At 70.1% G+C, this 3,833-nt stretch carries 3 protein-coding genes; all 3 read right to left on the bottom strand.

Annotated elements, in window-relative coordinates:
* Window positions 1-1,609: tannase/feruloyl esterase family alpha/beta hydrolase (locus RIF89_RS11990; RefSeq protein WP_309069337.1), on the bottom strand; the 1,609-nt coding region annotated here is incomplete at its 3' end.
* Window positions 1,610-1,675: 66 nt separating this feature from the next.
* On the bottom strand, window positions 1,676-3,274 hold the full coding sequence (locus RIF89_RS11985; RefSeq protein WP_309069336.1) for a long-chain fatty acid--CoA ligase: 1,599 nt from the start codon (window positions 3,272-3,274) through the stop codon (window positions 1,676-1,678).
* Window positions 3,275-3,317: 43 nt separating this feature from the next.
* On the bottom strand, window positions 3,318-3,773 hold the full coding sequence (locus RIF89_RS11980) for a MaoC family dehydratase (RefSeq protein ID WP_309069335.1): 456 nt from the start codon (window positions 3,771-3,773) through the stop codon (window positions 3,318-3,320).
* Window positions 3,774-3,833: the final 60 nt, after the last annotated feature.

The following is a 3,833-nucleotide window of genomic DNA, read 5'->3' as shown; positions in this document are numbered from 1 at the left end:
TGCGATCCGGCGACCAGGACGCGGGCACCTCGGGGTTCACGCCACCGGGGTTGCCGGCGCCGCGTGCGGACGCGACGAGCCGGTCGGGGGCCTTGCCCTGCTCGACCCACGACACGATCGCACCGAGGCCGTCGAACTGGTCGGTCGCGGCACCCCCGCGCACGTGGCCCATGCCCGGCACCTCGAAGTACCGCGCGAACCGCTCGGCTTTGTTCCGGTTCCTGCGGTCGAGCTCGTCGAACCAGCGCGCCGTGTCATCGGCGCTGAAGACCGCGTCGGACGCACCGTGCACGACGATCATCCTGCCGTCGTTGTCGCGCAGCTCGTCGAGCTCGGTCGGCGCGGGCGGCGTCATGAACTGCATCGCGCTCTCGCCCGCGATCCCGCGCCGGTAGATGTCGCGCGCCTTCTGGTCGATATCGGCCGAGAGCGCGTACCCCGGCAGGTCGGACAGGATCGCGGGGCTCTCCGGCTGCGGAGAGAAGACGAACCCGACCGCCATCGGATCCAGCAGCACGCTGCGCTCGAGCTCCCAGCCGCCCCAGTCGCTGTTCGTGATGCCCGTGTCGAACGGGAAGGACGCGTAGATGCGCTTGCCCGTGCTCGTTCTCGCGCCTGCGAACACGGTCTCCAGCACGTTCTTCTGCGTGCGCGTCAGGCAGGATTCGTCTCGTTCGGCGTCGCAGGTCGGCACGTGGCGGTCGACGTCGAAGCTCTTCTGGCAACGCTCGCTGTCCAGCACCTGCCCGTCGACGAGGCGGTCGAGCCCGTCACAGCGCTCCAGGATGGCCGTCGCGACCGTCTGCCGTTCGGCGGGTGTGAACGCGGTCCTGAGGTCGCCGGGCGTCGTCGCGACCGTGTTCCACAGCTGCGCACCCCACAGCTGGGACACCGCGGCCTGCGGCAGGTTGAAGCCGGGGGCGACCGCGAGGAAGCCGTCGTATTCGTCCGCGTAACGCGCAGCGGCGACCATCGCGTGGCGACCGCCGTTCGATCCGCCGGCGAAGTACGACGTGTCGGGCCCGCGGCCGTAGGCCGCCGCGACGAGCGCCTTGGCCATCGGCGTGAGCGAGCCCACGGCCTGGTATCCGTAGTCCAGCCGGGCCTGCGGGTCCAGGCCGAACAACGGGTTCTGTGCGGCGTTGTGCCCGGCGTCCGAGCTCAGCACTGCGAAGCCCTGTTGCAGGCCGTTGCGAAGCTGACCGCCCGTGATCGAACCCAGCGCGGGCACGACGTTGCCGTCCATGCCGCCGTTGCCCTGGTGGAGGAAGCGGCCCGCCCACCTCAGCGGCAGGCGCATCTCGAAGCCGATCGCGTAGTCCTGCCCGTCGACCGGGCTCGTGCGCTCGTTCATGCGTCCCTGCACGAGGCAGTGCTCACCGACGGGTGCGCCCGCGTTCATCACCTCACCGGCGGGCACCCGCCGGACGACCGTGATCGTCGTCTGCTCGAACGCGAACCCCTCGAGGGCCTCGCATTCGCGCAGGGTGCCCGGCCTGGCGCGGTCAGGATTCCCGTGCCCGCCGTGCGCCACAGCCGCCAGCGGCGTCGCCAGCAGCAGTGCGGCCGCAGCCGCCAGGGCGATGGACGCCCTGTTCCTTCTCTTCATGACTCCTCCTCATCGAGGGTTCACACCCGCACCGTTGCGGGCGAGCTGGAAGGGGGCCGCGTCTGGTCAGCGGCCCTTCGATGCCGTGCGGATCGTCTCCGTCTGCCAGGGGATGGCGGTCCCGGTAGGGTGCACGATCTCGGGGCGTCCGGCGAAGCGGGCGCGCAGGTCCGCCTTCCGGACCTTGCCGGATGCGGTGCGCGGCAGCTCGTCGACGATCACGACGTTCTTGGGGATCTTGTAGCGCGCGATCCGGCCCGTGAGGCGCTCCTGCACGTGCTGGGTCGTGACCTCGGCGCCGTCGCGCACGGTCAGGATCGCCCATCCGACCTCGCCCCACTTCTCGTCGGGCACGCCGATCACGGCGGCGCCGGTGACGCCGTCGATGTCGAACAGGTGGTTCTCGACCTCGGCGGGGTAGATGTTCTCACCGCCCGAGATGATCATGTCCTTCAGCCGATCGGAGATGAACAGGTAGCCGTCCTCGTCGAGGTATCCCATGTCGCCCGTGCGGAACCAGCCGTCGGGGCGGAACGACTGCGCGTTCGCCTCGGGCAGGTGCAGATACCCGGGGAACACGTTCGGGCCGAGCACCTCGATCTCGCCCACCTCGCTGGGCGGCAGCAGCGCACCGTCCTCACCGGCGATGCGCACGCTCGAGAAGAAGTGCGGCAGGCCGACGCTGCCCTGCTTCTCGCGCGTACGGCCGGCGGGCAGCGCGGTGTGGCCGGGCGACGTCTCGGTCATGCCGTACCCCTGCGTGAAGTGCAGTCCGCGCTCCTCGTACACGTCCAGGATCCGCGTGGGGACCGCCGATCCGCCGCACGTCAGCCGGCGCAGCGACGACAGGTCGGTCTTCCCCCAGTCGGGATGGTCGGCCATGAGCTGGTACGTGGTGGGAACGCCGCTGAGCATCGTGATGCCGTGCCGCTGGATCAGCGCGAGCGCACGGCCGGGTTCGAACCCCTTCTCGAGCACGATCGTGGCGCCCTTGAGCACGATCGGAAGGGCGCCCATGCCGAGCGCCGCGGCGTGGAACAGGGGCGAGATCAGCAGCGCGACCTCGTTCGAGAGCAGGTCGTAGTCGAGCACGCAGTTCAGCGCGACGAACGTGAGGTTCTCGTGCGTGAGCACCGCGCCCTTCGAGCGCCCCGTCGTCCCCGACGTGTACATGTACACCGCCGCGTCGTCGGGCGACACGTTCACGGGCGCGGGTGCGTCGGTCGCGAGCGCGGCGAGCCGGTCGAGACCGGGATCGGCCTCGTCGCCCTCACCGGTCGGGATGACGTGCGGCACGCCCGCCGCCTCGATGCCCGGGGCGACCTTCTCGTACAGCTCGGTGTCGTAGATCAGCACGCGGGCGCCGCTGTCGGTGAGCACGTGCGTCACCTCGGGCGGCGCGAGGCGCGTGTTGACCGGCACGAACACCGCGCCGATCCGCGTCGCGCCGAACAGCGTCTGCAGGAACGCCGGGCTGTTCTCCCCGATGTACGCCACGGCGTCGCCCTTGCCCACGCCCATCACCGTGAGCATGGATGCGATCCGGTCGGTGGCGTCGGCGAACTCGCGATACGTGAAGCGGGTCTCGCCGAAGACGAGTGCCGTCTTCTCCGGCGTGCGCAGGCGGCGGATGGATGGCCAGGATCCGATTCCCGGGTAGGTCATGTGGTTCCTCGTCGTTGAGGCGGACCGGAGGACGGCCGCGTGGTCAGCGGTAGAAGCGGTACAGCCCTCGGGCGACGACCGCAGGACGCTCGGATCCCTCGATCTCGAACGTCTGGTCGACGGTGAACTGCACGCCGCCGCCCTTGACCTCCTCGACCTCCGCGATCACGGCGTTCATGCGGACCCGCGAGCCGACGGGAACCGGCGAGATGAAGCGCACCTTGTCGAGGCCGTAGTTCACCTTGGTCGTCACGCCCTCGGTCTCCAGCAGCTCGCTCCAGAACCGCGTGGCGAGCGAGAGCGTCAGGAAGCCGTGCGCGATCGCGCCGCCGAAGGGCCCGTCCTTCGCGCGCTCGGGATCCGTGTGAATCCACTGGTGGTCGTCGACCGCGTCGGCGAACGTGTTCACCCGGTCCTGGGCGATCTGCGCCCACTCGGTCCAGCCGAGGTCGCGGCCGGCGAGCGAGGTGAGCTCATCGAAGGTGGCGGTGGTGGGCATGTGTTCCTCCCGGAGTGGTGTTCAGACGAATGCGGATGCGCCCGTGAGCGAGCGTCCGAC

Source organism: Microbacterium sp. (assembly GCF_031178525.1).
Taxonomy (GTDB): Bacteria; Actinomycetota; Actinomycetes; order Actinomycetales; family Microbacteriaceae; genus Microbacterium.
Note: the sequence above shows the minus strand (reverse complement) of the source record. Positions and strands in the feature narration are given on the sequence as shown.